This is a genomic window from Methanobrevibacter sp., from assembly GCF_015062935.1.
GTDB lineage: Archaea > Methanobacteriota > Methanobacteria > Methanobacteriales > Methanobacteriaceae > Methanocatella.
In genome coordinates this window covers 1-25,814 of sequence record NZ_SUTM01000012.1, presented here as the reverse complement: position 1 = coordinate 25,814, position 25,814 = coordinate 1, and the positions used below count along the sequence as shown (strand labels likewise).

At 34.1% G+C, this 25,814-nt stretch carries 29 protein-coding genes and 1 tRNA gene; 6 read left to right on the top strand and 24 right to left on the bottom strand.

The window, feature by feature from the left end; all coding sequences use genetic code 11:
• Position 1: 1 nt before the first annotated feature.
• On the bottom strand, positions 2 to 1,672 hold the full coding sequence (locus E7Z81_RS07015; RefSeq protein ID WP_292745740.1) for a glutamate--tRNA ligase: 1,671 nt from the start codon (positions 1,670 to 1,672) through the stop codon (positions 2 to 4).
• A gap of 88 nt (positions 1,673 to 1,760) precedes the next feature.
• Here E7Z81_RS07015 and E7Z81_RS07010 point away from each other — a divergent pair, with 88 nt between their 5' ends.
• The 3 genes from E7Z81_RS07010 to E7Z81_RS07000 are packed head-to-tail and all read left to right on the top strand — an operon-like array spanning position 1,761 to position 4,055.
• On the top strand, positions 1,761 to 2,780 hold the full coding sequence (locus E7Z81_RS07010; protein WP_367263091.1) for an aldo/keto reductase: 1,020 nt from the start codon (positions 1,761 to 1,763) through the stop codon (positions 2,778 to 2,780).
• A gap of 6 nt (positions 2,781 to 2,786) precedes the next feature.
• Positions 2,787 to 3,233, top strand: a complete 447-nt coding sequence (locus E7Z81_RS07005) for a GNAT family N-acetyltransferase (RefSeq protein WP_292745736.1) — start codon at positions 2,787 to 2,789, stop codon at positions 3,231 to 3,233.
• 9 nt (positions 3,234 to 3,242) lie between these two features.
• Positions 3,243 to 4,055, top strand: a complete 813-nt coding sequence (locus E7Z81_RS07000) for a class I SAM-dependent methyltransferase (RefSeq protein WP_292745734.1) — start codon at positions 3,243 to 3,245, stop codon at positions 4,053 to 4,055.
• A 111-nt stretch (positions 4,056 to 4,166) separates the two neighbouring features.
• Here E7Z81_RS07000 and E7Z81_RS06995 read toward each other — a convergent pair whose 3' ends face one another.
• Both E7Z81_RS06995 and hcp read right to left on the bottom strand, forming a co-directional pair.
• Complete coding sequence (locus tag E7Z81_RS06995; protein ID WP_292745864.1) at positions 4,167 to 4,496, bottom strand: cupin domain-containing protein; 330 nt, start codon at positions 4,494 to 4,496, stop codon at positions 4,167 to 4,169.
• Positions 4,496 to 5,806, bottom strand: coding sequence for a hydroxylamine reductase (gene hcp, locus E7Z81_RS06990; RefSeq protein WP_292745732.1), 1,311 nt, complete (start codon positions 5,804 to 5,806; stop codon positions 4,496 to 4,498). Before hcp ends, E7Z81_RS06995 begins: the two co-directional genes overlap by 1 nt.
• A gap of 119 nt (positions 5,807 to 5,925) precedes the next feature.
• On the opposite strand from hcp, the gene E7Z81_RS06985 reads away from it, so the two are divergent.
• A complete protein-coding gene (locus tag E7Z81_RS06985; protein WP_292745730.1) occupies positions 5,926 to 6,711 on the top strand; it encodes a TrmB family transcriptional regulator in 786 nt (261 codons plus the stop codon).
• Here the strand turns inward: E7Z81_RS06985 and E7Z81_RS06980 are convergent.
• The 20 genes from E7Z81_RS06980 to E7Z81_RS06885 form a co-directional block, all read right to left on the bottom strand.
• On the bottom strand, positions 6,706 to 7,491 hold the full coding sequence (locus E7Z81_RS06980) for an ADP-ribosylglycohydrolase family protein (protein ID WP_292745728.1): 786 nt from the start codon (positions 7,489 to 7,491) through the stop codon (positions 6,706 to 6,708). The two genes, E7Z81_RS06985 and E7Z81_RS06980, sit on opposite strands and share 6 nt — an antisense overlap.
• 340 nt (positions 7,492 to 7,831) lie before the next feature.
• Complete coding sequence (gene idsA / locus E7Z81_RS06975) at positions 7,832 to 8,812, bottom strand: short chain isoprenyl diphosphate synthase IdsA (RefSeq protein WP_292745726.1); 981 nt, start codon at positions 8,810 to 8,812, stop codon at positions 7,832 to 7,834.
• A gap of 12 nt (positions 8,813 to 8,824) precedes the next feature.
• Positions 8,825 to 10,168 (bottom strand): RNase J family beta-CASP ribonuclease, encoded by a 1,344-nt coding sequence (locus tag E7Z81_RS06970; RefSeq protein ID WP_292745724.1) that lies wholly within the window; start codon positions 10,166 to 10,168, stop codon positions 8,825 to 8,827.
• Positions 10,169 to 10,171: 3 nt separating this feature from the next.
• Positions 10,172 to 11,218: a type 2 isopentenyl-diphosphate Delta-isomerase gene (gene fni / locus E7Z81_RS06965; RefSeq protein WP_292745722.1), complete on the bottom strand. Its 1,047-nt coding sequence runs from the start codon at positions 11,216 to 11,218 to the stop codon at positions 10,172 to 10,174.
• A 4-nt stretch (positions 11,219 to 11,222) separates the two neighbouring features.
• Positions 11,223 to 12,023 (bottom strand): isopentenyl phosphate kinase, encoded by an 801-nt coding sequence (locus E7Z81_RS06960; RefSeq protein WP_292745720.1) that lies wholly within the window; start codon positions 12,021 to 12,023, stop codon positions 11,223 to 11,225.
• Between the two features lie 5 nt (positions 12,024 to 12,028).
• Positions 12,029 to 12,991, bottom strand: coding sequence for a mevalonate kinase (gene mvk / locus E7Z81_RS06955; protein ID WP_292745718.1), 963 nt, complete (start codon positions 12,989 to 12,991; stop codon positions 12,029 to 12,031).
• 2 nt (positions 12,992 to 12,993) lie between these two features.
• Positions 12,994 to 13,848 (bottom strand): AmmeMemoRadiSam system protein B, encoded by an 855-nt coding sequence (gene amrB, locus E7Z81_RS06950; RefSeq protein WP_292745716.1) that lies wholly within the window; start codon positions 13,846 to 13,848, stop codon positions 12,994 to 12,996.
• 10 nt (positions 13,849 to 13,858) lie between these two features.
• Positions 13,859 to 14,458 (bottom strand): 30S ribosomal protein S2, encoded by a 600-nt coding sequence (gene rpsB / locus E7Z81_RS06945; protein ID WP_292745714.1) that lies wholly within the window; start codon positions 14,456 to 14,458, stop codon positions 13,859 to 13,861.
• Positions 14,459 to 14,482: 24 nt separating this feature from the next.
• On the bottom strand, positions 14,483 to 14,677 hold the full coding sequence (locus tag E7Z81_RS06940) for a 4Fe-4S binding protein (RefSeq protein WP_292740276.1): 195 nt from the start codon (positions 14,675 to 14,677) through the stop codon (positions 14,483 to 14,485).
• A gap of 26 nt (positions 14,678 to 14,703) precedes the next feature.
• Complete coding sequence (eno, locus tag E7Z81_RS06935; protein WP_292745711.1) at positions 14,704 to 15,948, bottom strand: phosphopyruvate hydratase; 1,245 nt, start codon at positions 15,946 to 15,948, stop codon at positions 14,704 to 14,706.
• A 135-nt stretch (positions 15,949 to 16,083) separates the two neighbouring features.
• Complete coding sequence (locus tag E7Z81_RS06930; RefSeq protein WP_292745862.1) at positions 16,084 to 16,281, bottom strand: DNA-directed RNA polymerase subunit K; 198 nt, start codon at positions 16,279 to 16,281, stop codon at positions 16,084 to 16,086.
• Positions 16,282 to 16,337: 56 nt separating this feature from the next.
• Positions 16,338 to 16,634, bottom strand: a complete 297-nt coding sequence (locus tag E7Z81_RS06925; RefSeq protein WP_292745709.1) for a hypothetical protein — start codon at positions 16,632 to 16,634, stop codon at positions 16,338 to 16,340.
• A 47-nt stretch (positions 16,635 to 16,681) separates the two neighbouring features.
• The gene (locus E7Z81_RS06920) at positions 16,682 to 17,083 is read right to left on the bottom strand and encodes a 30S ribosomal protein S9 (RefSeq protein ID WP_292745707.1); all 402 of its coding nucleotides are present in this window, start codon (positions 17,081 to 17,083) and stop codon (positions 16,682 to 16,684) included.
• 18 nt (positions 17,084 to 17,101) lie between these two features.
• Positions 17,102 to 17,524 (bottom strand): 50S ribosomal protein L13, encoded by a 423-nt coding sequence (locus tag E7Z81_RS06915; protein ID WP_292745705.1) that lies wholly within the window; start codon positions 17,522 to 17,524, stop codon positions 17,102 to 17,104.
• A 10-nt stretch (positions 17,525 to 17,534) separates the two neighbouring features.
• Positions 17,535 to 17,900 (bottom strand): 50S ribosomal protein L18e, encoded by a 366-nt coding sequence (locus tag E7Z81_RS06910; RefSeq protein WP_292745702.1) that lies wholly within the window; start codon positions 17,898 to 17,900, stop codon positions 17,535 to 17,537.
• Entirely contained in the window at positions 17,900 to 18,700 is an 801-nt protein-coding gene (locus tag E7Z81_RS06905) for a DNA-directed RNA polymerase subunit D (RefSeq protein ID WP_292745700.1), read from the bottom strand. The genes E7Z81_RS06910 and E7Z81_RS06905 overlap by 1 nt, the downstream gene beginning before the upstream one ends.
• A gap of 15 nt (positions 18,701 to 18,715) precedes the next feature.
• Positions 18,716 to 19,108: a 30S ribosomal protein S11 gene (locus E7Z81_RS06900; protein ID WP_069574667.1), complete on the bottom strand. Its 393-nt coding sequence runs from the start codon at positions 19,106 to 19,108 to the stop codon at positions 18,716 to 18,718.
• Positions 19,109 to 19,119: 11 nt separating this feature from the next.
• The gene (locus E7Z81_RS06895; protein ID WP_292745698.1) at positions 19,120 to 19,659 is read right to left on the bottom strand and encodes a 30S ribosomal protein S4; all 540 of its coding nucleotides are present in this window, start codon (positions 19,657 to 19,659) and stop codon (positions 19,120 to 19,122) included.
• A 61-nt stretch (positions 19,660 to 19,720) separates the two neighbouring features.
• Complete coding sequence (locus E7Z81_RS06890) at positions 19,721 to 20,170, bottom strand: 30S ribosomal protein S13 (RefSeq protein WP_292740292.1); 450 nt, start codon at positions 20,168 to 20,170, stop codon at positions 19,721 to 19,723.
• 194 nt (positions 20,171 to 20,364) lie between these two features.
• A tRNA-Ser gene (locus tag E7Z81_RS06885) sits at positions 20,365 to 20,449 on the bottom strand.
• A 232-nt stretch (positions 20,450 to 20,681) separates the two neighbouring features.
• Here E7Z81_RS06885 and E7Z81_RS06880 point away from each other — a divergent pair.
• Together E7Z81_RS06880 and E7Z81_RS06875 are read left to right on the top strand one after the other, a co-directional pair.
• Positions 20,682 to 21,248, top strand: a complete 567-nt coding sequence (locus E7Z81_RS06880; RefSeq protein WP_292745696.1) for a LemA family protein — start codon at positions 20,682 to 20,684, stop codon at positions 21,246 to 21,248.
• A gap of 23 nt (positions 21,249 to 21,271) precedes the next feature.
• Complete coding sequence (locus E7Z81_RS06875; RefSeq protein ID WP_292745694.1) at positions 21,272 to 23,065, top strand: DUF2207 domain-containing protein; 1,794 nt, start codon at positions 21,272 to 21,274, stop codon at positions 23,063 to 23,065.
• Positions 23,066 to 23,287: 222 nt separating this feature from the next.
• Here E7Z81_RS06875 and E7Z81_RS06870 read toward each other — a convergent pair whose 3' ends face one another.
• On the bottom strand, positions 23,288 to 25,669 hold the full coding sequence (locus E7Z81_RS06870; protein WP_292745692.1) for a hypothetical protein: 2,382 nt from the start codon (positions 25,667 to 25,669) through the stop codon (positions 23,288 to 23,290).
• Positions 25,670 to 25,814: the final 145 nt, after the last annotated feature.

The following is a 25,814-nucleotide window of genomic DNA, read 5'->3' as shown; positions in this document are numbered from 1 at the left end:
CCTATTTGTGGGCAAAGTAGAATATTAATTCATCATCAGCAATTTCATCCAAACGAGCAAAACCCACTCTTTCGAATTGGACAACATCACCAACTTCCAAATCTTTAAGTGCACTTTCTCCAATACCAGTTTTAATTGAAGCATCATCCATTACTATTTTAACATTAACATTTTCATCTACAGGCACCCATTGAATAATTCTGGCTTTAGCATCTCTTGCCTGTTCAAATGAAGTGGAATGATAAGTTATTTCCTCACCGTTAATGTTAACATTTACTGCATCCATTAAACGGAAAAGTCCATCGTTAATGTCGGAAGATGCGAGATATGCAGTTCCGTCAAATGGCAGGTGCCTGTTACCTCTGTCCAAATGGTCTGCGTGAAGCGGTCTTTCAATGTCCACCTTACCGTCATCGTAACCGTCAACAGTGATTTTTACAGGGTCTTCGCAGAAGAAGTATCTGTTGGCTACAGGTTCTAAGAAATTACGATTCAATCCGTAAATCTTTTTCCAGCTTATTGCAGAATCCGCCATCTTAACACCCATTTCGGTGATTAATTCATAGATGGTTCTTGGGTCAATTCCACGTCTTGCAATAGCTCTCAAAGTTCCGAGTCTTGGGTCATCCCATCCACTATATGTGCCATTTTCAATTCCTTCTTTGGCTTTTGAGGTACTGAGTGCAATATCTTCCATTTTCAATCGGCCGTAGTGGATATATTCAGGCACTTCCCATCCCATATGGTCATAGAGATATTTTTGCTTTTCAGTATTTGCAAGGTGGTCTTTACCTCTCAATACATGAGTTAAACCCATTAAATGATCGTCAACAGCTACTGAAAAATTCATCATTGGATATATTCTATATTTTGTTCCTAGACGAGGATGTTCTTCATCGACCAATCTCATTGCAACCCAATCACGAATTGCAGGATTTTTATGAGCAATGTCGGTTTTAACCCTAAGAACTGCTTCTCCTGCCTGCATAGTGTCAAATTTTTCCCATAATGCCAAGTTTTCTTCCACACTATTATCACGGCAAGGGCAAGCTTTACAATTGTCTTTAAGCTCTTTGAAATCTGCACCGTCACAGGTACACATGTAGGCAGCACCTTTTTCTATTAATTGGCGAGCATAATCATAATAGATTTCAAATCTGTCTGACTGATAAATTATTTCATCAGGACTGATTCCCAGCCATTCCAGATCTTCAGGAATCATTTCATAAGCAGGTTCAAATACCCTTTTAGGGTCAGTGTCTTCAATTCTTAAAATTAATTTACCGTTATGTCTTTTTACGTATTCGGCATTTGGAACTGCAGCTCTTGAGTGGCCAATATGAAGCGGTCCGCTTGGGTTTGGAGCAAAACGCAATACAATATTTTCATGAGTGCCTGGAAGTTCCTGAAGGCCTGTCTCTTTAGCTTTAGGTTTTTTCTCCTGAACTTCAACACCATATTTTTCCATTTCTGCTTTTTGTTCATCTAAAGATAAAGCATTGACTTTTGCAACAATTTTACCAGACATTGGACCAATTTCTTTTGCTTTACTTCTCAGTTCTGGTTCATTTGACATGATTGAACCCATTACTGCACCAGGATTTGCTGATCCTTTATGTTTTGCAGCATTGAGCAAAGCATGTTTATAGATAATCTCTTCTAAATCATTCATTTAATCATCACAATTAATAATTCTATTAAAAAAATAAGTAATATTATTTATTTAATTGAAGATATATAAACATTAAGAATTATAGGGAATTAAGATAATGAGGCTTGGAAAAACTAATCTTGAAGTAAATAAAAATGGATTTGGAGCACTTCCAATTCAAAGATGCAATATGGATGAAGCAATAGAAATTCTTAAAAAAGCATATGATAACGGCATCAACTTTTATGACACCGCCCATTTTTACACAGACAGTGAAGAAAAGATGGGCAATGCATTTAAAGACTTACCTCGTGAAAAGTTATTGCTGGCAAGTAAAACCGCAGCGGAAACACCGGAAGTATTTTGGAGCGATTTAGAAACATCACTGAAAAGCTTAAAAACAGATTATCTGGATTTATACCAATTCCACAACATTTCATTCGTTCCTAAAAAAGATGATGAAGTGTATCAGGCAATGCTTGAAGCAAAAGAAAAAGGAATGATTAAACATATCGGAATTACAACCCATAAAATAACATTTGCACATGAAGCCATTGAAAGCGGACTTTATGAAACTCTGCAATACCCATTTTCATATTTAAGCGGTGAAGAAGAAATAGAACTGGTTGAAAAATGTAAACAGCTTGATGTCGGTTTTATAGCTATGAAAGCAATGGGCGGAGGATTAATTACCAATTCAAAAGCAAGCTTTGCATTCCTGAATCAATTTGATAATGTTCTGCCAATTTGGGGAATTCAAAAAATCTCCGAACTGGATGAATTTTTATCTTACGGGGAAAATACCGTTTTGGATGATGATTTGAAACTGGCCATTGAAAAAGATAAAAATGAACTGGGAGAAGACTTCTGCAGAGGATGCGGATATTGCATGCCTTGTCCTGAAGGAATTAAGATAAACACCTGTGCAAGGATGTCACTCTGGGTTAGAAGATTCCCAACAGAACCTCATTTAACCGAAGAATGGCAAAAAACAATGGCTGAAACAGAAAACTGCATAGAATGCTATGCATGTGTAGACAACTGCCCATATGAATTAGACATTCCAAGACTTCTAAAAGAAAACTATGAAGACTATAAAAACATTTTATCCGGAAAAACAAAAACATGAACTAAAATGAAAACCATTCTGACAAATGAAAAAGATGAAAGATTCCTTGAACTTGTTGAAGAGTTGGATAATGGATATTATCAACGTATTGGAGATGACTTAAAAAAATATGAAAAATACAATGAGTTCGATAAGCCTCATGTTGTCATAATACTTCTTGATGGCGACAAAGCCGTAGCCTGTGCCAGTTATAGGCAGTTAAATGAAAATACTGTTGAGTTTAAAAGGGTATATGTAAAAAAAGAATACAGAAAAAAGGGAATTGCATTCAAACTTATAACCCAGCTGGAAAAACAGGTGATTGAAAAAAATTTCAAATTTTCCCATATTGTTACTGGCAAAAATAATATTGCAGCTATTAAATTATATGAAAAATTGAAATATAAACCAATTAGAAATTTTGGTCAATTTAAAGACGATGAAAACGTCATATGTATGAAAAAAGAATTTTAAAGTGATACTATGAAACAATGTATTAAGAATCCGAATGATGTTGATTGGACAGGATTTTGGGCAGAAAAACTAGCAAACAAAATTGATAAAGACTGGGATAAAGCAGCACCAGGCTTTTTTAAAAGAACACATAAAGAGGACTACAACGATGCATTATTGTCCAAATTAATTCTGGATGAAAATGATACAGTGCTTGATGTTGGCTGCGGTGAAGGATCAGTAACAATCCCAATTGCTAAAAGAGTGAAAAAAGTAATCGGACTAGATTCCTCACCAAAAATGCTTGAATATCTCGAAAAAAGAGCCAAAGACAATAATGTGGATAACATTGAAACCATTTTAAAACCAATTGAAGAGATAAAATATGAGGAAATTGGTGATATGGATGTAGTTGTATGTTCAAGATCTTTGAATGGCATTATTCCCATTGAGGAAGTTTTATCCGAATTAAATAAAATAGCCAACAAATATGTATTTATAACAATTTTTGGACCTGAAAATAAAAAGATAGAAAAAGACTTTGACAGGGAACTCGGAATAAAAACAGAAAACTTTCCTGATTACAATTATTTCTTCAATATACTTTTCAATATGGGAATTTATGCAAATATTGACCGTTTTGACTTAAACAATTACAGAGAATACGACAGCATTGAAGAAGCTATGGACAACGGCAAATTCAGACTGGACATTTATAACGATGAAGAAAAAGAACTGCTGAGAGAATATCTTGAAAGAATTCTTACATATGACAGTGAAACTAAAAAATACTATAATGTTAAAGATAAAGCGGATTGGATAATGGTATGGTGGAAAAAATAAGTTGAATAATTCCTAAAAAAAGTTATTTAATTGTATTGAAGATTATTGAAAGATTTGCACTTCCAATAATCCATACCAATTTTTGAAAAAAATGAAAGTAATAAAATGAAATTAATCACTTTTAATCATGGTTAATATCATTTTATAAGGTGCATTTACAGCCTGAAGAGCATGTGGTTCATTTGCAGGCATGATAATCATTTCACCTTTTTTAACAGTGTTTTTTACACCAGAAATTGTTATTTCTGCTTCACCGTCAATAATTTGAACCATTGCATCAAAAGGAGCGGAATGTTCTGATAATCCCTGACCTTGATCAAAGGCGAAGAATGTTACTGTTCCAAGCTCCTTTTTAATAACTTCACGGCTGACTACACTATCTTTTTCGTATTTGACTAAGTTTTCAATATCTAATGCTTTTGCTTTTAAATCTTCCATAATTATTCTCCCATAATGGTTTTGATGTCTGCTATAGCATCACCAGTAGTAGGAGTTAAATTGTAGTTTTCGACTAAAACATTTATGATATCGTCATTACACCATGCAGGAAGCACAGGTCCAAGCCACATGTCTGTTTTTCCAAGGTATAATAATGCCCAGAGAACAGCAGCTGCTTTTTGTTCCATCCATGAAAGAACAATTGTTAATGGTAATTCATTTAATTCCATGTCAAATAAGTCGCATAATGCTAATGCTACATCAACTGCAACAATAGTGTCATTACATTGACCGACATCTAATAATCTTGGAATTCCTTCAATGTCACCTAAGTCGAGGTCATTGAATTTGTATTTACCGCATGCTAATGTTAAGATAACAGTGTCTTGAGGTAAGTTCTGTACGAATTCCCTGTAGTAGTCGTTGTGTTTTGCTGCTTTGTCACATCCTCCGACTACAAAGAATCTTCTGATTTTACCGTCTAAAACTAATTCCTTAATTTTGTCAGCATGTTCAACAATAGCTCCTGCACTCCAACCTGTAGTAATTGTGGTTAATTCTTCAGCTTCTAATCCTCCTAAGGATTTTGCACATTCAATTACTTCTGAGAAATCATAATCTTCTACGGTTTTTACTCCTTCAAGTTTAGCTACATCCATAGTGAACATTCTTTCTTTGTATGCGTCAAGTGCTGGTAAAACACAGTTACTGGTTCCTACAATTGCTGCATTGTATTTTTTAAAGACGGTTCTTTGATCGTGCCATGCCCCACCTAATTGACCTGCTAAGTTTTCGTATTTGTTTAATCCAGGGTATCCATGAGCAGGTAACATTTCTGAGTGAGTGTAAACTTTAATGTCAGTTCCTTCCACTTGTTTTAATAATTCTTCTAATGCTTTTAAGTCGTGACCGGTTACAATGATTGCTGGTCCTTCCTGTGCTCCAACTTTAACTTCCACAGGTTGTGGTTCTCCGTAAGCTTCAATATGTGCATCTTTGAGTAATCTCATTACGTCGACACTTACTTTACCTGCTTCAAGTGCTAGAGCAACTAAGTCATTTACATCGAAGTTGACATTGGTTAATGTTGTGTAAAGACCTTTAGTTAAAAATGCATCGATTTCAGGATCATTTTTTCCTAAAACATTTGCGTTATAGTTGTATGCACTAATTCCTTTCATAGTAAAGATTAAATTATCTTGTAATCTTGCTACAGTTGGTTTTTTTCCACAAACTCCACTTACGGTACAACCAGTACCTTTAGCGGTTTGGGAACATTGATAACAAAACATATCTAAGCCTTCTTCTGCCATAATAATTACCTCATATAATTCGTTAATAATATTTAATACCATATTTACATATAAAGATTTTGTCACTGTTTAAGGGTGAAAAGTAACATTTATATATAAATCAAATTTAAAATTAAAATATGGATGAAAATATATCAGTACTCAAAGGAATCGGACTAACAATGTATGAAGCTGAAGCATATGTGACACTCACTTCATTAATCTCGTCAAATGCAACAGAAATAGCTGAAAAATCAGGCATCCCCAGAAGTAAAATATATGATGTTTTGAAAAGCCTTGTGAAAAAGAATTTTATTGAAGTGGAAGACGGAAGACCTCTTACATACAATGTCAAATCACCTGTTGAAGTATTAAGCAGAGAAAAGGAAAGACTGGACAATGAAATAGATGATACAATAACAAGACTGACCTACATCTATGAAAACGGTATGAGTCAAGTGCAGGCTCCAATCTGGAGAATATACGGTGTTGACAAAATCATATCACAGGAACTGGAAATCATAAAAAGAGCCAGAAATACCGTAAATATGAGAATAGGATTTCTGTTTGAAGGCGAAGGAGAACAGCTCATCAAGGCATTTAAGTCAAGACCAAAATTAACCGTGAATATTCTGGCATCACCCACATGTTATGTCAACGACGAAGAAATAAATATCATCAAAATGTTTAAAGATGCCGAAATCAACATCCAGAAAGCAGACATTCCATTTGTAAAGGTGTTAATCTCAGATTCAAAGGAAATGATGCATACATATACCAAATTTTCAGAAGACAAACGTAATGTAATTCCCGAAACCGCAATAGGCATATGGAACAAATATGAAGATATTGCAAGAAACTATGATGAGAGATTCCTAAATCAGCTTAAAAAAATGAAAAACAAGCAAAAGAAGAAAAAATCATAAGAATTTATCTTCAAAATCAATGAATGTATTTAATAAGAAATCATCTAAATGAGCGATAGCTTCATCTGCAATATTTTCGGGAACTTCCCAATATGCACTGGCAATGCTTCCTGCAATTGCTGCCTGAGTATCCGCATCACCGCCTAAGGATACGGCATTTCTGATAGTATCTTCAAAATCATCACCATCTAAAAAACATATTATGGACTCTGGAACACTTCCGGCACAGGACACATCAAATGAGTAAACTGGTCTGATTTCATCAACAGTTCTGCTTAAATCATAATCATAGCGAAGTTCAATGTGGTCTCTGATTTCATCCTTTGAAGCACCAATACGAGCCAAATAAATTGCATCACATGTTGCTAGCGCACCTTTAACTCCTTCAGGATGATTGTGAGTTACTATTGCAGACAGTTCAGCTAATTTTTGTGCCTCTTCTAACGATTCAGCCACCCATGCACATGGAGATACTCGCATAGCAGATCCGTTGGCCCAACTTCCGTAAGGTTCAGGAGATTCCTGACCCAACCAATGGTAAAAACTTCTTCCGTAACCGGCGTTAATGTATCTGTTTCCAAAATGTTTCAGATTATTAATTAAAACCTCTTTTGATGACATGTTATCACATAACCATTGAGCGATAGCCAATGTCATCACAGTATCATCCGTAAAGGTTGACATTAATGGAAAGAGTTCAAAATCTTTTGTTTTAATTGTGTTATGTTCCCTTGTTGAACCGATAATGTCACCTGCAATTGCACCAATAATTCCTTTCATAAAATAATATTATGTTTAAGTTGTTAATAACATTATTGCTTTAACTCTAAAAAATTGCTTTAACATCGTAAAATTGCTTTAAAATCAAAGAAAAAAGATATATACTAATTAAAATAAAATTACTTGTGATAATAGTTTCTATTATCATCAGAATGAAATTTCTATAATGCGATTCAAAAAAATTCAACAGAATCACTTTCTTGAATAAATTCATATACTATTGTTACTTAAAAATATAGAAATTTCAATTCAAAACCAAATAAAAAATATTATTTAAAAAATATGAGATTCCGGATTTTTCTGGAATCTTAAAAAAAAATTAAAAAAATTGAGAGAAAAATTATGCGCTTCTCTCAAGTACAAAATCTGCAATGTCAGCAAGTACCTGTTTAGATGAAGAATCATCCAATATTTCAAGTACTTCTTTAGCTTGGTTGACAGATTCTAATGCCAAATTGCGAGCATATTCAATAGCGCCACAATTTGTTAAAATTTCAATTGCTTCATCTATCTCATCTTGAGAATTATTTTCAGCTTTTAAGATTTCCAGTAATCTGTCATCTTCAACACTGGCCAAACCTTTAATTGCAATAATGGTCATTTTTCCTTTTCCAATATCAGAACCAATTGGTTTACCTAATGTTTCCTCATCGGATGCGATATCAAGATAATCATCCTGAATTTGGAAAGCAAGACCTATTAAACGACCATATTCATACATAGCATCAATGACTTCATCAGATGCTCCACCCATGATAGCACCAGCTTTTGTAGCAGCTGCAATCAAAGCACCAGTTTTTTTGAAAATCATTTCCATATATTCTTCTTCAGTAACATCGAATCTTTCTTCAAAGCCCATATCCAAAGCTTGACCTTCACAGATTTTTACACAAGCGTCAGCAACAGTAGCTAAAGCCTTGTTGTTTTGTTCAGAACTGGTTCCCTTAGAACCTATAATAATTTCAAAAGCTTTAGAGAATAATGTGTCCCCTGCTAGAATAGCTACATCATCACCCCAAACCTTATGAACGGAAGGCATTCCTCTTCTCATATCATCCTGGTCCATGATATCATCATGGATAAGTGAAAAAGTGTGAATCAATTCAATAGCTGCACCGGATTTTAATGCAGATTCACGAGATCCACCAACAGCTTCAGCAGTTATTAATGTTAAAGCAGGTCTAAGCATTTTTCCTCCAGCTCTTGTAAGATAAACAGATGCTTCTGCAAGATTATCCGGAGTAATTGTTGCTAATTCTTCTTCAATTGTTTTTGTAATATCGCCTGAATAATTTCCAAGTACTTCTTTTACATCACTCATTTTACATCCCTCTTAACTTTTAAAAACTTGTGCTTGAGCATTTCTTAAAATATGGATATCATAACCTATCCTATATCCTTCTTCTTCAGCAAGTTCAGCATAAGCTGCAAGCATTGATAAATCTCCGTGTGCAGGAATAATATGTTGTGGTTTTAACATACGTAAGAATTCCCTGTGGTCTTCTCTTCCAGCGTGTCCGGAAACGTGAGCATTAGGATAAATTCTTGCACCTTTTAATTTTAATCTCCTTTCCATAATATGTCTGTTAGCAGCATTGGTGGGATTTGGAATAATAGGTGCTGAAATGATTACATTATCACCTTTTTTGATGTTGAACGGGGTTCTGCCGTTTGCAATTCTTGGAAGCAGTGCGTCAGGTTCACCTTGGTGACCTGTAGTTACAAGCAAATAATTAGCTCTGTCTTCATCGGCTTTCATTAAAGCTTTGTTTACTGCCTTTGGAGAACCGTAGATAATTGCATTTTTAGGTAAATTTAAAATTCCTAATTTTTGTGCAATTCCACAGAATCTTTCCATGGACCTTCCCAAGAAAAATATTTCCCTGTGGCTTTTCTTAGCAATGTCTGCAATTGCCTGTACCCTTTCAACGTGAGATGAAAATGTTGTAACAATCATACCTGTTTTTTCTTGAAGCGGTCCTTTCATTACATCTTCAAGAATATTTCTTGCAATTCTTTCAGAATGAGTTTTAACCTCATTATAATTTTTAGCGTTAGTTGTCTCCACGATTAAAGCCAGAACACCTTTTCTACCTATTTCTCTTAATCTTTTATAATCAGGTGGTGGGGAGACTTTTTGATGATTATCAAATTTGAAATCTAATGCATATACAATTACTCCTTCAGAAGTGTGTAAAACCGGAAAAACAGCTTGAGGAATACTGTGTGTTGACTGTACAAATTCTAAAGTAATATCCTTGGATAATTTTAATTTGCTTCCAGGATTTAAAGGCCTAATAGGATTAGTTACTTTAAATTTACGTTCCCCTTTAATTTGTTTTTCGATTAAAGCAGCTGTATATGGTGTTCCTATCAATGGTGCATCATATCTATGAGCCAATTTAGCTACAGCACCAATGTGGTCCAAGTGACCGTGAGAGAAGACAATTCCTTTTACTTTACCGTCGACGTCTTTCATTAATGTATCGTCCGGAATAACTCCTCTTTCAATTAAATCTAGGCTATGCATTCTGTCGATATCTGTATCTTCATGCATACTAATTCTATCAAGATGAATTCCCATATCGAAGATTACCACATCTTCGCCAATGCGAACTGCAGTCATGTTTTTCCCGACCTCTTGATATCCGCCTATAGCAATTACTTCTATGCTCATGTTTTATCTCCTTGAATAATTCTTAGTGTTAATCCCTCTTTCATTGAGCCATTCTCTTGTTTTTCCACGAATAACAAGATCTGTTTGTTTTAATTCTTCAATATTTTTAGCTCCGACTAAAAACATTGCAATTCTGAGAGAATCATTAAATTTATCAATTAATTCGTTTAACTGTTTTTGTGATGAACAATTCTTTAAAAATGGTAAAGCCATACCCACTGCGTCAGCTCCGAGAGCTATTGCTTTAGCTGCTTCAAGACCGTTTCTTATACCTCCTGAAGAGATAACAGGAACATTAACTGCATTGGTTACTTCTACGGTACTGATTGCAGTTGGTATTCCCCAGTCCCAAAATAGCTCACCGAAGTATTTATCTTCGGCCCTATATGTTTCAACAGCAGCCCAGCTTGTTCCGCCAGCTCCTTCAATATCAATAAAGTCAACCCCTGCATCAACCAATGTTTTTGCTGACTGACCAGATATTCCGCATCCAGTCTCCTTAGCAAGTATTGGAATATCAACAGATTCGGAAATTTGTTCGATTAAATTAACGTAACCTCTTGCGTCCAAATCTCCTTCCGGTTGAATTGATTCCTGAAGTGGGTTTAAATGAATTGCCAGGATATCGGCATCTAAAATTTCAACAGCTTTTTCAGCTAAATTTAATTGAGGCGCACCAATATTACCTACTAATAAACAATCAGGAGCATTCTCCCTGACAACAGCGTATGTGTCTTCAAGTTCAGGATGTTCACATGCTGCTCTTTGAGAACCAACTCCCAATGCAATTTTATTTGTTTCAGCAGCAATAGCTAATTGTTTATTAATAGATTTTGCGGCAGGATGCCCTCCAGTAATAGCAGTAATAAATAATGGAGATTCTAATTTTTTACCAAAAACGGAAGTTGATAAATCAATTTCATTTTTATCAATTTCAGGCAGGACATTATGAATCAACTCAATGTCTTCAAATCCAGTAGTTTTATTTTTAAACTCCACATCATAATTTTCACAAATTAATAAATGCTCTAATTTTCTATCTGAAATCATAATTCTAATTTCCCCTTGAAATTACTGTTCCTTTAACGTCTTTATTTTCCAATACTTTGAAAATATTATCTTTAACTTCAGCATTTATTATTTTAGATTCAATACCCAAATCCGCTAAATATAATAATTCTTTAATTTTTCCAACCATTCCTCCGGTGACATCAATATTGGTTGTTCCTTCTAAAGTTTCAAGGTCATCAAGTGATGAAAATTTATCAAAAAATATTGCGTCATCATGTGTTTTAGGATTTTTATTGTAAACACCATCGACATCGGTACCTAAAATTACCTGTGTTGGATTAAGATTCATTGCCAAATACTGGATCAGCTGATCGCCTGAGATGACACAGATTTCTAATTGTGAATCCAAGACAACATCCCCATAAATGACCGGAATAAAACCCTTTTTCAGATATCTGTTAAAGTAATCCAGATTTCCTTCAGTAATCCTTTTATTGGTTGCACTCATAAAACTTGAGGCCGGAATTGAAACAACAGGCAAACCCTCTTCTATGAAAGCTTCACAAATTAGCATGTTTAATTTTTTAACAGCATTTTGAGTTTTGCAAAATCCTATTCTTTTTTGAGGATAATCCTCAGCGTCAAACGGTTCACCAATTTTGTATTCCTTAGCAAGCGGATGTCCGAAAGAACCTGCACCATGAACTATAATAAGTTCCTTATCTGAATTGTCAAGTGAAGCTTTAATTTCAGATGCAATTCTTTTTAAAGATGCTTTGTCCACTTCACTTTTAGAGGAATCTTTTTTTGTTAAAATGCTTCCCCCAACTTTTAAAATAATCATGAAAATCACTTATAAACCCTTGAAGAAATTCCTTTACGTGTAAAACGAATTGGAAGAACATTATCATCACGTTCGATAGCTTTTGCAACTTCATCAACTTTACCCGGACAAAGTGCAATGATACTACCGCCTCCTCCGGCACCAGTAGTTTTGGAACCAATGGCTCCAGCTTCCCTGGCATTATACACCATTCTGGACAATTCTAAAGTGTTGACTCCTAAAACATCTAAAAATCCATGATTGATGTTCATTAATTCGCCAACTTTATTAAAATCTCTTTTTAAAATAGCTTGCTTTGCATAATTGGTCAGATTACCCATGGATGATATTACAGGGTTAATGATTTTAGGATTCCTATTTTTAAGATTTTTAACATCCTTAACCATTTTTCCAGTATTTCCATGTTTAGTTGTGTATCCGACTACAAAAGGCACATTAAAATTAACGTTGAAATGTTCCACTTTCTTGTTTCTGGATAGATACACAAGACCTCCGTAAGTTGATACCAAAGTATCTAACGGACTTGCAACACCCTGAACAGCCTGTTCAACCATGTGTGCATCATGTGCTAAAGATTTCTTATTAAAACGAATGTTGTGATATCGGTATAATGCCGCCAAGGTTGCAACGGTAACCGCAGCGGATGATCCCAATCCTGAACCAATAGGTACATTTGAAGATAATGTAATGTCTATTGGAGTATGGTCATGAACTCTGTAAAGAGATTCCAAAATATATCTAATAATACCAGGTTTTCCTTTCCTTAAAATATATTTTTTTTCTTTAGTGAGTAATTCAGCTTCAAAATTAATGTTAGGTGCTTTAAAAATAGTTTTATCACAATCAGACTCTTTTATAGTTACATAAGCTCTTTTATTAACAGCACCAGCAATAGCTGGTTCGCTATAAACTACGGAATGCTCACCAAATAAAATTGCCTTTGCCGGAGCTGAAGCTTTTGCTATCATATTCACACCTTATTAAAAATACCTGAAGCATAACCTACAACTGAAGTGAAGTCCCCTGTGACATCTCCACTGGTCCCATATGACAATATGTCGCAATTTGTCTTGCCTGACATTTTAGAAAGAGAAATTGTTGTCATTACAGGACCGTAACCACACATGGTAATGTTATACTGAACAACTTCCTCAAATAATTTAAATTCATTCATCTCACCAACATCCTCTAAAACAAAATTGTCGACTTTATTAGCCTTTTCTTGATTGTTGAAATGAGACAGGTCAGTGCTTGCTATAACTGCATAAGATTTATTCAAATCATTTCCGACATCAAAAATAGCTTTTGCCAAATCACTTGAAGCAGAAAAAGATTGAGACCTCATAGTAATAGGAACAATTTTAAAATCATTTGAAAAATATTGTAAGAAAGGTAGCTGAACTTCTATACTATGTTCATGAACATGAGCCATGAAATCGGCTGATGCAATATTTGAATGGGAAATAATGGAATTTGCAAATTCATCGTCAATTTCAACATTTCCCAAAGGAGTAATCCATTCTCCTTCATTGAAAACAGAAATTTCACTACCAAACCCTGTATGATTAGGACTTAAAATAATAAAAACTTCAGGAAAACCCTTTTGAACTAATTTACAATAGCCATGACTGGCTATTGCACCAGAATATTGATAACCTGCATGAGGAACCATAATATTCATAGGATACTCTGTATCATCAAAAGAACCAAGTATCGGTATTTCACCAACACCTCTCTTGTCTAAAAAACAATCTTCAATTGTTCTTTTAAGAATATCTGGATTATCTGGATAGAATGCTCCAGCAACAGCAGGTTTTCTAATCATTCAAATCAATTTAGAATTTAAGTTCAAAGTCGGTTGGTTCAATATCCAAGTCACCGTCTTCAGGAATGTCTCCTCTTTCTCTTAAAATTTGTCTTGCAAGTAACCAGTAAACTAATGCAATAGCTTTTCTACCTTTGTTGTTTACAGGTACAGCAATATCGACAAAACTGAGTAAGTTTTCAGTATCACATAATGCAATTACAGGAATACCATTTTGTTTTGATTCTAAAATTGCTTGTGAATCTGATCTTGGGTCAGTTACTACAATAATTTTTGGTTCAATGAATTTAGCATAATTAGGATTGGTTAAAGTACCAGGGATGAATCTACCAGGGATAGTTTTTGCGCCTGTGATTTCACCGAATTTTTTAACAGGAGCTTGACCGTATTGTCTGGTAGCTACTACTAAAATATCTTCTGGGTCATATTTTGCTAAAAGTTTTGCGATTTGTCTGATTCTTTCATCAGTTTTTTGGATATCTAAAACATATAAACCGTCAGATCTTACTCTGAAAATATATTTTTCCATATCACTTGTTTTTTGTTGGGTTCCGATATGTAAACCTGCTGCTAAATAGTTATCTAAATCAATTAAAAGTTCATTAGTCATATATAATCACCTTGTTTTTATTATTTAATCTTCATCTTCAATTTTAACACATTCGTTAGGACAAACGTCCATACATACTTCACAATAACTACAATCTTCAGGATTGTTGATAGTTATTTTATCTCCTTCGAGAACTAAAACTTCCATAGGGCAAACATCAGAACATTCTGCACAGTCCGCACCATCACATTTGTCATAATCTATAGTTACTTTTGCCATATTCTCTCTCCCTTTAAAATATTTGATTAGAATTTGCCCATTTGCGGATTTAAAATTTCTTCTTCAATACGGATAAGTTCATTTAATTTTGCTATTCTTTCACCGCCAATAGCACCTGTTTTAATCATAGGACATGATAAACCAACAGCCAAGTGTGCAATTGTCTCGTCAGTTGTCTCACCTGATCTGTGAGATACAACAGGAACAATATCATTTTCCTTTGCCAATTTTACTGTAGCAAAAGTTTCTGATAATGAGCCTATTTGATTAGGTTTTATAATAATAGCATTTGCAGCTTTAGTCTCTATTCCTTTGGCCAATAATTCCTTATTGGTAACGAATAAATCATCACCACAAATTAAACATTTATCTCCGACTTCGGAAGTTAATTGAGAAAATCCATTGAAATCTGATTCATCGAATGGGTCTTCCACATAAAACATTTTATAAGTATCAATGATGTCTTTAACAAAATCGATTTGATCTCCAGTGTCTTTTTTAACACCATCTTGAGCATAAACATATTTTTGCTCGTCTGCATTCCATAGTTCAGAAGCTGCCATATCTAATGAAGGCCTAATCTCAATTCCTAATTCATCTCCCACTTCTTCACAAGCTTTTGCTTGAATTTCCAAAGCGGCATCATTAGCAATATTAGGAATCCATCCTCCTTCATCACCTTTTCCACCAGTAAAATTGGAGTCTTTAGTTTGAATTAACTCTTTTAATCGTTTATGAACCTGAGCATTTGCAAAAATTCCTTCAACAACACTTGTAGCTCCGGTAGGAACTACTAAAAATTCCTGAATATCCGGCGCATTAACGCCTGCATGTGCTCCACCATTCATCATGTTTCCTAAAGGAAATGGCAATTCATTAACTAAATTTCCACCAATGTATTTATACAATGGCATGTTATAAGATTCTGCGGCTGCTTTAGCTACAGCCATGGAAATAGCAACAGTAGTATTACCTCCAATACCTGCCAAATTTTCAGTACCGTCTATCTCTTTCAATACTTCATCAATTGTAGCTATATCTTCAGTATCCATACCTATAAGTTCAGAAGCTATAAAATCTTCCATTTCACGGACGACTACATCGACTCCGCCTTCCGGAAAAGATACCACTTCACGAGAACCTGTACTGGCCCCACTTGGTGCAGCAGCTCTACCAAAACCATTCCAAGTAATTACATCTACTTCTATAGTTGGGTTTCCTCTGCTGTCCAAAATCTTACGAACATGGACATCTTCTATTACACTATCCAAAAAAAACACCTCAGTGTCATTTAATTTATTACCATATAATCTATACTCTTTAAAAAATCAGTAAGTTTCTTTATAGAGTTATGTTGGTATTTTTTATTTTTTTTAAATAAATTTGGGAATAAATAGAAAAACTATTTATTCATCTCTAATAACATCTAATGGTAAAACTCCAGCTTTAAACTCCTCATAAGCTATATCAATTGGATCAAGAGAATCTTTAATCTCAACTAAAGGTTTAGCACCCATAGATATTTGAATAGCTCTAGCCCCAAGAAGTCTTGCTCTTTCAAACCTTGTAAATTTTTTATCAGCATCCATGAATATTACTTCCATATTAGGCATATATTTTACCAAGATTATATTTTAAATATAAAATCCCTAAAATTGTTTTAATCCCATGTTTCAACATGAGAAATTAACATTCTTCTACAACAGTATCTGGTTAAACCTAATTCGTCTAAAACATCTTTAGATTTGTCACCAGAGTAATTGCCACGTAATCCTAAGTTAGATAGAATCTCATTAGCTTCTTTTTTCTCAATAGTTAATTGTTCCATAAACTTACTAACTAAATCACGATCTTCTAATTCATGAAATAATTGTTTACCACCAATCATTCTTATTGTGTACTCATCAAAATGAGCAGAAACTGGTTTTCCACAACTTAAGCATCTAATAGGAATCATTTATATCATCTTTTTTCTAATTTAAATAAAATATAAAAGTACAGAATTTATCTGTAACTTTTTTGTTTACGTGCTCTTGCACCAGGACCACCGTATTTTTTAGGTTCGGAACGTCTTGGGTCACCTACTAACATGGTTCTGTCATATTGAATGAATTTTTCTCTTAAATCCATATCTTGAGACCATTGTACGAGTCCTTTTGCAATTACCATACGTGCAGCTTCAGCTTGACCCATTACTCCTCCACCAATAACACGGATATTGATATCCACTTCATTAGCTAAATCTCCAGCTAAAGTTAATGGTTCTTGTAATTTTAAATTAGCGAGCTCAGGGGAATAAAGTTCTAAAGGAATTCTGTTAATTCTAACTTTACCAGTTCCTTCTTGAACAGTACCTCTTGCGATAGCTGTTTTACGTTTTCCACTTGTATGAATAACTTTAACCATAATCACACATCCATATATCTAAAAGGTAGCTCCTAAAAGTTTGGAGATTTCTCCTAATTCGATACCTTTTTTAATGTTTTTGTATTCTGCTTCTGGAACTGAAGTGAGTTCTGCATCTGCATATTCAGCAGGTACACCAACAAAAGCTTTTAATCCTTTGTATGCAGTTTTACCTTTGGATTTTTTGAAAGGTAACATTCCTCTTACAGTTCTTCTAAATATATCATCTGGTCTTCTTGGATATTTTGGACCTAAATCACGAGGGTTAGAGATACTTGCTCTGTCCACTCTTTGTTTGTATTTAGCATAAGCCCAGTCTCTATTACCAGTTAACATAATTTTTTCAGCATTAAGAATAATTACTTCTTCGCCTTCTAAAAGATTTTTACTAGTTACACTAGCTAATCTTCCTAAAACGCATCCTTCTCCATCAATAATCATAATAACACCCTTATTCAATGATCCTAATGTTTGATCCTTTAGGATTTGATTCGATTATCTCATCAATTGAGATGCATTCTCCACCAGCACTTTCAATTTTTTCTTGTGCTTTAGCTGAGAATTTTAATGCTACAACATTTACTTTTTCTACTAAATTACCGTTTGATAAAACTTTACCTGGTACTAAAATAGTTTCATCTGCTTCAACATGTCTAGCAATATCAGACAAATTTACTTCTGCAGTTCTTCTATTAGACCTTTCAAGTCTTTGTGCAACATCTTTCCAAATAGCTGCATCTTCATTTCTTGATTGTTCATAAAGTTTATTAATAAGTTCAATAAGGTTAGGATTTGTTTTTACTACTTTCTTAACCATTATTTACTTCCTCCTTCTTCACTAAATTTGATAAACTTATCCACTTTTTCACCTAATACATCACAAGCTTTCAATAAAACTTCTTTAGGAGGCATTGCCCCATCTGTTTCAATTCTGAATATGAAATCATTTTCACGATATCCAACATTAATGTATCCGTTTGAAGAAGCCCTTACGCAACTTTTACACATGGCACAGTTTTCAATATCCAAAATTTTAATCTTTTTAGATCTTCTATCGGATTTTAAAACTCCACGTGGACATGCCAAAGCACAATCATAATCAATTTCCACATCATTAAATGTGATTTCAGGATATTGTTTATAAGCGCAAACTGTAGTTGGCATCCATTTAGCATGTTCTTTTCCGTAACCAACTTTTGCAGAAGCTTCAATGATGATTTCTTCATCTTTTTTAAGTTTTACTAAAGGAATTGTGTCGTATACTGGTTTAATTTTTGAGTCTGAAGATATTAAATCTTTAGAATAAACAACTTTAGGTCCGACTTCATTTAAGCTAAATAAGATTCCACTATTGAAATCTTCCCATTCAGCATCTTCAGGTAAAGGTAAACCTTCAAGTGCATCAATATCAGAAACTAAAGGAGTTAAACCAAGTCTATGAGCAAGTACCTCATTAAACATTGCAGAATCATTCTTTATAATATTCACATCTTCAATAGCTATCTTAGGTACATTAACCATTGCACATCTTCTGATAGCATTGATAAAAGGTACTTCTGCATCACGAACAATGAAAACCATTTCATTTTCGCTTTGACTTTTAACTTCTATCTCCATATTAAACCCTTCCACTTAAACTCTTCTTCCTCTTTTACCACCAGGTCTTCCAGTACCATCGTGAGGAATAGGAGTAATATCTTCTATTTTTCCTATTTTAATTCCAGCTCTTGCTAAAGCACGGATAGTAGCTTGTGCACCAGGTCCTGGACTTCTAGGTCCATTTCCACCAGGAGCTCTTACTTTGATATGTAATCCAACAAATCCTTTTTCTTTAGCATCATCAGCTATTCTAGTTGCTGCAGCCATAGCTGCAAAAGGTGAAGCTTGTTGTCTGTCTGCACGAACAACTTTACCACCAGACCATTGAGAAATAGTCTCAGCACCAGTAATATCTGTTACAGTAATAATAGTGTTATTGAATGATGAGTAAATATTAGCTATACCCCATTTTTCATCTTTTGCCATAGTTACACCCTTTATTCCTCAGTATTAGCTTTATTAGCTTTATTGTTGTTATACTCTTCAATTTGTTTAGCTACAGGTGAAGAACGATAGAAACCAATTTCATCTTCTTGACCTTTTAATACAACATAACTTGGGGAATTGATTTTTTTACCGCCTAAAGCTATGTGACCATGTACAACAAACATTCTTGCTTCTTTAGGAGTACGAGCTAAACCTTTTTGGTATACAATAGTTTGTAATCTTCTTCTTAAGATATCTTCAACATTTAAGTCTAAGATTTCTTCAAGAGCAGCACCTTCTGGCAAAACACCGGTTCTAGCTAAGTGTCCTAATAATTGTAATTTTTCTTTGACCATTTGATCAGTACCGAAACCAAGTAAGTATCTTGCTTCCCTACTGTATCTTCTGACTAAAGTATCAGCTTTCCAAATCTCTTTTTTGTTTTTTAAACCGTATTTAGTCATTAATTTGTTTTCATTTTTAATTCTTTCCGCATTCCAAGGATGTGGTGGTGTATTATACTTTTTCCTTGCTTTTCTAGGTTGTCCCATTAAAACATCTCCTTATAAAATTGAATTTAAATTAATTAATTTCTAAAAAAAAGCTCTATGCCTATCCGCGTGAACGTTTTACACCAACTGAAGAACTTTTTCTGAAAGTAGATTTGGTTCTTTGACCTCTAACAGGTAAACCAACTTCGTGTCTTCTACCTTTGTAACTTCTGGTCTTTTTCATTCTGTTTAAATCATCTCTTAAAGTCATGTCAAGATCAGATTCAATTAAGTGAATGTCATCACCAGTTTCATAATCTTCTCTTCTGTTTAACATCCAAGTTGGAATGTCAAATTTCTGAGGATTTTCTAAAATTTCTTCAATTCTTAAAACATCTTCGTCAGCAATGTATCCAATTTTAGCGTCTAAATCTAAGTCTAAAGTACGGCACATAGTTTTAGATAAAGATATTCCAACACCTTTAATTTCAGTTAAAGCTTGTTCAATGGTTTTATTACCATTTACATCCTTTCTTGAAATACGCACTAAATGCTTAAAATCGTCTTCCATTAAATAACCTCCATTTATAGAGCGAACCTACGAGACGTAAAATAATAGATTCGAATGTTTTGAAATTTCAAAACACAGTTCTTTCAACAATTTAAAACTTAGTTTAAGTAAACTAAGAGTGCAAAAAAATATCAGTTTAACAAGTATTTTTAATATAATGAAAAAATTAAAAAACTAAGTTAAAAACTAATAAACGCCGAGACTGGGATTTGAACCCAGGAGGGCTGAACGCCCACGAGATTTCCAGTCTCGCGCCTTACCAGGCTAGACTATCTCGGCATTAATAATAGTTAGCAATACTTGCACGTCATATTAACTAGTATAATATGATAAAATAATATATTTACTTACACCTATATAAAGGTATTGTTTAAACTAAGATTTTAATAAAAAAAATTCTTTTCAATAATTAATTATTTTTTCCTCATTTAAAAAATTTATGATTTTGAAAAAGGTAAAGACAAAATATATTTTGTTATAATATATATAATACTAAATAGCAGGTGATAAGATGGATATGATGACCCTTATATTAATAATCATATTGATATTGGCAATTATTTTTATTGTATACACATTTATCCATTTATACAATAATCTAGTTGGCCTTAGAAATCGTGTTGAAAACAGTTACTCACAAATTGAAGTTCAACTTAAAAGAAGGAATGATTTAATTCCAAATCTGGTTGAAACCGTAAAAGGCTATGCTTCCCATGAAAAAGAAGTATTTGAAAATGTTACTCAAGCCAGAAGCAATGTCATGAATGCAACTGGTGTTGATGAAACAAGTGCTGCTGATAATCAGTTGACTGGTGCTCTAAAATCATTGTTTGCAATAGCTGAAAACTATCCCGAATTGAAAGCTAATTCTAATTTCCAGCAACTGCAAACTGAATTAAGCGAAACAGAAGATAAAATTTCATATTCAAGACAATTTTATAATGATGTTGTATTGAAATACAACAACGCATGCCAACAATTCCCAAGCAGCATGTTTGCAAAATGGTTCCACTTTGAAAAAGCGGAATTCTTTGAAGCTCCTGAAAGTGAACTGGAAGTACCTGAAGTTAAATTTTAAAAAAAATAAACGGGGGAAATTATATGAATGTTAAAAAAACATTTTGCATAATTTTATTAATATTCGTATTATTTTCAGCATTAAGCGTTGTTTCAGCAGATGACGATAGAAGTTACTCAATCGATCAGGCATTTCTTGAACTAACCGTTGGAAGTAATGGACTGCTTCATGTAGATGAAGTATATGATTATTCATTCGATGGAAGTTTCAATGGAGTTTACAGGGACATACCCCTAAAAGACTGGGAACACATTGAAAACATAACGGTAAACACAACCGGAGCATATTCTGTAACCAAGGTTACTCATGAGAATGGAAAAGAACATCTGAAAATTTATTTATATGCGGATGAAGCGCATACCAAACAGATATCAGACACTGAAGTATATGTTTACATCAGCTATGACCTTGTAAACACAGTAACACTTTTCAATGACATTGCAGGTGTACAGTACAAACTTTGGGGAGAAGACTGGGATGTTGGAATTGGAGCATTGACTGCAGTTGTTCATCTTCCGGGAAATACAAGTAACACTTACTATTTAAATCCTCAGGAATACAACTCAACCAGTTACCTTACAGGAGATACAATTTCATTGACATCTACCCACATACCTTCAGGAGAATTCTATGAATTGCTCGTTTTAATGCCTTTAAGTGACTTTGAAAACGCAACTTATGCAAGACAAGTTCATGAAGACGGAAAAGAAAAGATTATGCATAATCTGGAGGACAGCATAAATGGAAGAAACTTCTGGAATACCACATATCTTGTTTTAGGATTACTGGCATTGATAAGCCCGCTTGCAGGAATAGTAATATATCTCAGGCATGGACGTGAACCTAAAGTGGATTATGACGGAATTTATGAAAGGGAACCTCCAACAAGTGACCCTCCTGCAGTCGTTAATGCATTAATAGACAATTCAGGAGATATTGGAACACCAAACATGAAAGGTTTTGAAGCAACAATACTTGATTTAATTAATAGAAAAGTATTTAGTCTTGATACTAAAAAAGACAGTGAAACAGATATCAATGACCTGTATTTGACACTGCATAAAGAGAATTATGATAATTTGGATATTCAGGAACAAACCGTATTTGACATTCTTGCAATGTTTGCCGATGACAACAATGTTGTTAATATGTCCAACTTAAATGCGGATTTGTCCTATGAATCAAATGCAAAGTTGTTTATGGAAGAATTTGAAACATGGCAAAATGATGTAAAACACGAATATTTAGACAGTGAAATCCTAGAAACCTATTTCAATGACACAGGTTCATCAAGGATGAATGAAATTGGAGTTATTGGAATATTGATAGGAATAGGCATTTTCCTTTTAGGATTATTTACAAATCTTCACAATGGAATATTTGCAATAGGTGGAGGAATTGTCCTTGCTATATTCTCATTTATTGTAGTAATGTTGCCTGAAGACATTTTCGGACAATGGACCGAAAAGGGCAGAGTATTCTATCTGAAATGGAATAACTTCAAGAAGTTCCTAAAGGACAACAGTTTAATTAACGAACACCCACCAGAATCAATAGTTGTTTGGAAACAATACCTGATTTATGGTGCGGCTCTTGGAGTAGCCGATGAGGTTTATGAAGCCATGAAACTTCAAGAGAAAAATGTAGATTCAATCCTCGACGACGATGTCTTCCTATACCACCATTATGGAGGATATTATATGATGCATGAAGCATTTTTAGCAGGACAATCTGCAGCAAATCCTTCTTCAAGTTCAGTAGGTGACTTCGGAAGCTTCGGAGGAGGATCAGGTGGTGGAGGTGGAGGTGCTTTCTAGCACTCCATCCCAACTTTTTTTTATTTTTCATCCAAATTTTTAACATTAACACCATTATTTTTACAAACTAACTTATTTTCAAAAAGAGATATACCTCTAAAAAATAAAAAGATGAAAAATAAATAGGCGGCTAAAATAAATTAAAGAAATAAGCAAAATAATTAAAAATAAAATAATAACCATCACAATAATTAAAGCTAAAATTAAAAATAAATAAGAAAATTATTTGACAGTAATTTTAACTTTTTTAGTTACCTTATTGTATATACTGTTACCTGCATAAGTAACCTCAGCAGTGTATTTTCCTTTTTTAGTCAGTTTTTTCAACTTGAAAATAGCCTGGCCTTTAGAGTTTGTTTTGACTGAGTATGTCTTTTTATTGACCTTAACAGTGATTTTGATATTTTTCATGACTGCATTCTTGTTAGTTTTAAGAGTTACAACATACTTTTTAGTCTTATCCTTAACTTTTAAAGTAGCTTTAGGGGCTGTTAATTTTGGAGTAACCTTCTTAACAATAATATGTGCCTCAGCTGAAGATTCCAGATAATTAGCATCACCTGCAAAGTGAACCGATACCGGATAAGTTTTAGGAGTTAATGTTTTTGTTGGAATCATTACCTGACCTTTGTCATCAGTAAGATAAGTTTTAGTAGCGCCGTTAAGAGTTACTGACACTTTGGCATATTTCAAAGGTGAGCCTGCAGAATCATGTAAGTTCACAAGTAAAACATTTCCGGCCTGATAGCTAGTGGTTAAATTGGCAACATAAATAAATGAAGATTTCATAATTGTTATTGAAACCCTAATAGGATCTATTTCATAAGCCTCATCATCAACACTTACCTGAGCTTTATATTTACCTGCAGCAAGATTCACAAACCAGTTATATCCAACTTCAGACTTATAGGTGCCTATAACCTGATTTTTAGAATTATAAATCTTAATTGTTGCATTCACACCCGTAACAGGATATTTTGGATTGTCATACATCGAGATATGTAAATCTCCACCGAAACCAACAATTCCTTCAAAATCAGAAACGAACAGTTGATATACTGGTAAATTTCCTTCAAACTCACAGTCCGCAGTATATGTATTGAATTTGGCTCCTCCCGTAACTTTAGCCACATTTTTAACAAAATTACATTCCGAAGCAGAACTGGTATCCGCCGCCAAACCTGAAGGAGCACCAGAAATAGCACCACCAAATTTAGCAGTATTTCCTTCAAAAAGAGACCTTCTTGCTGAAGTCCTGTAAGCAGCTCCACCATATTCCTCAGCAGTATTGTCATAGAATGTACAAGCTAAAACATCAGTTAAAGCAACTGCACCACCATTATGTGCTGAATTATATCTGAAGAAAGATGAATCAGCACCACCTTCGTATATTGCTCCCCCTTCTAGAGTAGCAGTATTGGAATAAAATTTACATGTATCAGAATGTGCATTGAACATTGCTCCACCATTTTGTGCAGTATTACCTGTAAAAATACAGTTTTTAGCAGAGTTTTGGTACATTGCACCACCGCTTTTTGCATTATTATTTGTAAAATTACAGTCTACAGCATAGGTTTCCATCAATGCTCCGCCTACATTATACGCATAATTATTTTCAAAAAGACAATTGTTTGCAGAACCTGTGTGCATTGCTCCACCTTGAGCGGCATGATTATTAGTAAACGTGGAATCAAATACCGTATATCCATAAACGGCACCACCATCATCTATAGCATAATTACTGTCAAATATACAATTTAAAGCAGAATTAGATCCCCCACCAACAGCGCCCGCATGAGTAGCGGAGTTATTTATGAAAGTACAATCTACAACATATGCATTGAAAGCAGCTCCGGAATAACCACTAGCAGAGTTACCAATAAATGTACATTGACCTGCAGAACTACCTAACATAGCTCCACCTTGCTTTTTAGCATTATTGTCTTCAAAGGTGGATTTTGTAGCATAAACTTCGTAGATTGCTCCACCCTCATTTGCTTCATTATCCCGGAATATACAGTTATCCGCACTTCCCTGATACATTGCTCCACCACGGTTGTCTGCAGTATTGCTATCAAAAATACAATTGGAAGCATATCCTCCCTGCATTGCACCGCCATTGGAAGTTGCATGATTATTGGTAAAGTTACAATTTGAAACTGCATAATTTGAGCCTAATATCGCAGCTCCATTAGTTGAATAAGCATTTATGAAATTAATATTGTTAAAGTTAACATAATTAGAAACATCGAAAATTCTAGCTTGAGAATTGGCGTTTATAGTAAAACCATCCCCATATATATTGATAGAACGGGAAATAGGAATTCCATTTACAAACTGAGAATCCGTAACAGGATTATATGTATAATCGCTTTCCAGATGAATATTCCAACTAGAACCATCATTAATAAGAGAATTTAAATCCGAAAAGGATTTGGTATTTGCTGATAAAACCTCATCATTTATACTTTCAACTAAACTTGCATCTGATAAATTATTATCAGCACTTACAGTATCATTATTAAAATCATCAACGGCATTAACTGACGCCATGACGAAAAAAGATACTAAAAATATTGAAAGTATAATTTTTTTATTCAGCATTCTAACACACCAATCTTAATACGATATATAGTTTTGTAAAAAATAATATATAATAATTATGTTTCAATAAGGCACTTTCAAAAACTTAAGTGATTTTTAGAAAATCGCATTGTCCTCATCCCAATACCTCAGTTTTAAGTCAAAT